Genomic DNA, 4295 nt, shown 5'->3' on the forward strand with positions numbered 1-4295 from the left:
TCTTTATCAGTAATGCCATTACAAATACAAATATACATACACAACCTCTTACTTCGAACTCTGTAAGATAATAGTGATAATCATTACTATTTGCAAGTTGTTTGTTTATGATAATTTTTTATAATTTAAATGATTCAAGATGATAAATACCATTAGCATTGATACTGCTTGCTTTCTGCCATTCATAAACAGCTTTTACAGTCTTACCATCCATCAGCCCTTTATCAATTTTTTGTTCAAACAAATAATTTTCAGCAATTAATTGCTCTTGCAACTCTCTAACTAAATAACCTTCTGAGCCTTGCATCAGGTATTCATTTAAACATCCTTGTTGAATCGCATGTAAATGGCGTGTATGTGTTAATAAATATTGGTATGGTAGATGTAATTCTAATTCTGAAGGTAATGCGGACTGCCCTGCTAAAATTCTGAATTGCTGATATTCACCTTCAGGCATTGCACTATTATGGAAACCAGAAATGACTTGGCACCCTGCCGACTTATAATCAGTATCAATGCTACCAGCCGCATGAATATGATCGTTAGGCGCACACGCATCTAAAATTAATTGACCCTTGCCATAATCGCGCCAAACGGGTGTTGAAACATGACGAGTTAAACGAAATGCACCTTCTTCTTTTGGTCTATGATCTGGTTCATGTGCACCAACATAATATTGATATAAACCTTGTGCTAATTGATTACTAATCCGTTGATTAGGGTTTTCTCGTTGTTTAATCACATTAGCTTTAAAGGGTACGGTCGAACCTTGAAAAATAGCAATTTTATGATTTTTACGATCCCACAAACCTAATAAACAATTAAGATACAAATAATCTAATCGATTTTCGGTAATTTTAATTTCAGTTAGCCATTTTCCTTTCTGGGATAAAGATTGAGCTGCCCGAATTCCAAATAATACGATGTCACCCATTAAACGATAATGGCATTGCTCTGCAAGTCGAGCAAAATGCGCAGAAGAGATTGTAAATTCCTTATCAGAATATGGCATAGAGAGATGCGCTGTATCAACCTCACCAAAAAATGAATCTGTCATAACATCTCCTATGCTAATGTAATACTATCGATTACGCTTTTTTCATAAATTCAGACTTCAATTGTAAGCTTGTACCATTAACTTTACAGTCTAAATTGTGATCACCTTCAACAATACGAATACTTTTAATCATCGTTCCTTGTTTTACAACCATAGATGATCCACGAACTTTTAAATCCTTAATGACAGTTACAGAGTCACCATCACGTAATATATTACCATGTGCATCTTTAGCCGTTAATTCTTCATGCTCAGAATCTACATCATTAGCAGACCATTCATTGGCGCATTCTGGACAAATGAATAACTCACCATCAGCATAAGTATATTCAGAATTACATTTTGGGCAATTTGGCATAGTCATTATCATATTCTCCTAAAAAATCTACCAAAAATAGAACAGCCATTCTAAGTGGTTTAGTAAATCTTTACAACTCAATGGAAATACATGATATTTATTAACTATTTTCCAATCAGCCATTATCTTCTAAATTCATTTATAATAGGACAATTTACTCATTATCAAAATCATCATGCTAACCATCAAACATATTCCCGATTATTTAAAATTAATTCGCTTTGATAAACCTATTGGTACGCTATTATTATTATGGCCAACATTGTGGGCCCTGTGGATCGCCAGCAAAGGCATGCCTGAAATACATTTAATCGTCATCTTTATATTAGGTGTATTCACTATGCGCTCTGCAGGTTGTGTGATGAATGATATTGCAGATAAGGATTTTGATCCACATGTTGAACGCACAAAAGATCGTCCATTAGCGGCAAAACGCATTACATTACAAGAAGCATATGCTGTTCTTGTATTATTCATTGGTATTGCTTTTGTTTTAGCTCTTTTTCTCAGTTGGAAAACGATTCTACTATCGATCCCTGCACTTATCATTGCCCTTTCTTACCCTTTTGCTAAGCGTTATCACTCTTTGCCCCAAGCACATTTAGGCATTGCATTCTCTTTTGGAATTCCTATGGCTTTTATGGAAATTACAGGACAATTACCGTTAGAAGCTTATTTAATATTTATAATGAATATATGCTGGACATTAATTTATGATACAGAATATGCGATGAGTGATCGTGAAGATGATAAATTTATTAATATTAAATCTAGTGCACTGCTGTTTGAGAAGCTATTAGGATCAAAAGATTATTGGATCATTATTGTCCTACAAATTATCGTCATACTTTGTTTAATAACATTAGGTATTTATGCCCATTATTCTACTATTATTTGGGGATTAACATTATTAACTGTTATTATTTTATTCATTTATCATATTCAACTAATCAAAACTCATGATCGTTTAAAATGCTTTAAAGCATTTTTACACAATAATTGGGTTGGAGCAGTAATCTTTGTTGGACTTGTTATAGAATACGCCTTTTAAGGAGATACTATGGGAAATCGCTTATCCAAAATTGTAACAAAAACAGGTGATCATGGTGAAACAGGATTAACAGGGCAAACCCGCGTACCTAAAAATCATCCTAGAATTCAAGCTGTAGGGACGGCAGATGAACTCAATGCTAACCTTGGTTTATTAATGGCTCATATGCCATCAGAATTAAATTTTATTAAAGACGAATTTTTCAAGATTCAGCATCATCTGTTTAATTTAGGTGGTGAGCTAGTCATGCCAGAACATGCTTTTATCACAGCAGAAATGGTGGAGTTTTTAGAAGATCGCATTGTTCATTACAACGAAACTTTACCTTATTTAAAAGAATTTATTCTCCCAAGCGGTTCCATTCCAACATGTCATGCTCATATTTGCCGAACTATCACACGCAGATTAGAGCGTGAAGCTATCACATTACATCAATCTGAGGCTTTAAATACGCCATTACTACAATATATTAATCGCTTATCAGATTATTTCTTTGTAATTTCTCGTACGATTGCGAACTCAACACAAGATCAAGAAATTTTGTGGAATAAAGATCTTAACTAATGAATTTGAAACATATCATTGTGCAAATGCCTATCAATGACATAACACTCACTTGGGCACGCAACAATTTCCCACATTTAACTCAAACTCAATATTCTGATAAAAGAAATAATTACCTGCTATTAAGTCGATCATTATTGGAATATATTTTACAACAATATTTTAATATTCATAAATTACCAGAGATTGCTTATTTAAAGCATGGTAAGCCTTATTTCCTGCATCATTCTGAGCTTTCATTTAATATCACACATACAAATCACACCATGGCAATTATCGTTGCAAATAATGCGCCTGTGGGGATTGATATCGAAATGATTAAAATTAGAAAGAATTTTCAAGGTTTAGAAGAGAAAGTTCTACATACAATAGAAAAAAGTTGGTTGACACAACAGCCTAACTATCTTCATGGTTTCTTTACCCTGTGGTCAGCAAAAGAAGCATATTTAAAAGCAACAGGTACAGGTTTGTCAGGTCTCACTACACTTAGACTAGATATGCATCAACAATTTGCTTATGGCCCATTGGAGAATGGGTATTTATATATAGATACAGAGCCTAAGAATGAAAGTTTTGTATGTTACTTGCCTACAAAAATAACTCCCAATCTATACAGCTTTGATGGACAAGTTTTAATGCCATTTTCTAGGGAATGGCAAGCAATAAAATGCATAAGCCATTACCCTAAAAAAACTAATTAATCATTTTGAATCAAAAAATCTTCCTTTTGTGCGCCTTGTTCAATTAATTCTTTCATCCAAATAGGCATTTTTCCTCGGCCACTCCATTCAATTGTTGAATCAGATGGATGACGATACTTCATAGGTACTTTATTTGTTCTGATACCAATATCTTTCTCAGTATACACATCATCTAAACTTAAACCTGAGGCTTGTAATAAAGTTTCAATTTTTTGGCGGATACTCTCTGCTTCTACTTTCTTTCTCTCTTCTATCTCATGGCTAATTTCAATCATTAATACTTCAAGCTGAGATAAAGAATATTTCTTATAATCAATTTTCATAAACTACCTATTTACATTTTAACTAAATATTAAGCATTATATAATACTTAATAGGTTATATTCATAAATAATAATTATTAGATATAAAATATACAGATCATTTTATACAAATAAAATTACTTACCTTTCATTCAACACATCATTTGATAATATACAAAAAGAAATGTAAATTACATTTAATATCAAACAATGTCAATAAAAATATTATTAGATAATAAAAATAAATAGAACAACAAAAAGC

At 32.5% G+C, this 4295-nt stretch carries 6 protein-coding genes; 3 read left to right on the plus strand and 3 right to left on the minus strand.

Annotation, left to right across the window (positions count from 1 at the left end; translation table 11 throughout):
• Window positions 1–118: 118 nt before the first annotated feature.
• Together BZK14_RS08595 and BZK14_RS08600 are read right to left on the minus strand one after the other, a co-directional pair.
• A complete protein-coding gene (locus BZK14_RS08595; RefSeq protein ID WP_077926103.1) occupies window positions 119–1057 on the minus strand; it encodes a peptidoglycan-binding domain-containing protein in 939 nt (312 codons plus the stop codon).
• A gap of 31 nt (window positions 1058–1088) precedes the next feature.
• The gene (locus BZK14_RS08600) at window positions 1089–1421 is read right to left on the minus strand and encodes a zinc ribbon domain-containing protein YjdM (RefSeq protein ID WP_077926104.1); all 333 of its coding nucleotides are present in this window, start codon (window positions 1419–1421) and stop codon (window positions 1089–1091) included.
• Between the two features lie 169 nt (window positions 1422–1590).
• Here BZK14_RS08600 and ubiA point away from each other — a divergent pair, with 169 nt between their 5' ends.
• The 3 genes from ubiA to BZK14_RS08615 are packed head-to-tail and all read left to right on the plus strand — an operon-like array spanning window position 1591 to window position 3731.
• Window positions 1591–2466 carry a 4-hydroxybenzoate octaprenyltransferase gene (ubiA, locus tag BZK14_RS08605; RefSeq protein WP_077926105.1) on the plus strand — a complete coding sequence of 292 codons (876 nt, stop codon included), beginning with the start codon at window positions 1591–1593 and terminating at the stop codon, window positions 2464–2466.
• Between the two features lie 9 nt (window positions 2467–2475).
• Window positions 2476–3030: a cob(I)yrinic acid a,c-diamide adenosyltransferase gene (locus tag BZK14_RS08610; protein WP_077926106.1), complete on the plus strand. Its 555-nt coding sequence runs from the start codon at window positions 2476–2478 to the stop codon at window positions 3028–3030.
• A complete protein-coding gene (locus tag BZK14_RS08615) occupies window positions 3030–3731 on the plus strand; it encodes a 4'-phosphopantetheinyl transferase family protein (RefSeq protein WP_077926107.1) in 702 nt (233 codons plus the stop codon). Before BZK14_RS08610 ends, BZK14_RS08615 begins: the two co-directional genes overlap by 1 nt.
• Here BZK14_RS08615 and BZK14_RS08620 read toward each other — a convergent pair.
• Entirely contained in the window at window positions 3728–4054 is a 327-nt protein-coding gene (locus BZK14_RS08620) for an H-NS histone family protein (protein WP_077926108.1), read from the minus strand. The two genes, BZK14_RS08615 and BZK14_RS08620, sit on opposite strands and share 4 nt — an antisense overlap.
• Window positions 4055–4295 lie beyond the last annotated feature (241 nt).

This window comes from Wohlfahrtiimonas larvae (assembly GCF_002006755.1).
Classification (GTDB): Bacteria; Pseudomonadota; Gammaproteobacteria; order Cardiobacteriales; family Wohlfahrtiimonadaceae; genus Wohlfahrtiimonas; species Wohlfahrtiimonas larvae.

Excerpts from the sequence above, each read along its gene's own strand:
- BZK14_RS08595 (WP_077926103.1), bottom strand. The coding sequence starts at position 1,057 with ATGACAGATTCATTTTTTGGTGAGGTTGATACAGCGCATCTCTCTATG.
- BZK14_RS08600 (WP_077926104.1), bottom strand. The coding sequence starts at position 1,421 with ATGACTATGCCAAATTGCCCAAAATGTAATTCTGAATATACTTATGCT.
- ubiA (WP_077926105.1), top strand. The coding sequence starts at position 1,591 with ATGCTAACCATCAAACATATTCCCGATTATTTAAAATTAATTCGCTTT.
- BZK14_RS08610 (WP_077926106.1), top strand. The coding sequence starts at position 2,476 with ATGGGAAATCGCTTATCCAAAATTGTAACAAAAACAGGTGATCATGGT.
- BZK14_RS08615 (WP_077926107.1), top strand. The coding sequence starts at position 3,030 with ATGAATTTGAAACATATCATTGTGCAAATGCCTATCAATGACATAACA.
- BZK14_RS08620 (WP_077926108.1), bottom strand. The coding sequence starts at position 4,054 with ATGAAAATTGATTATAAGAAATATTCTTTATCTCAGCTTGAAGTATTA.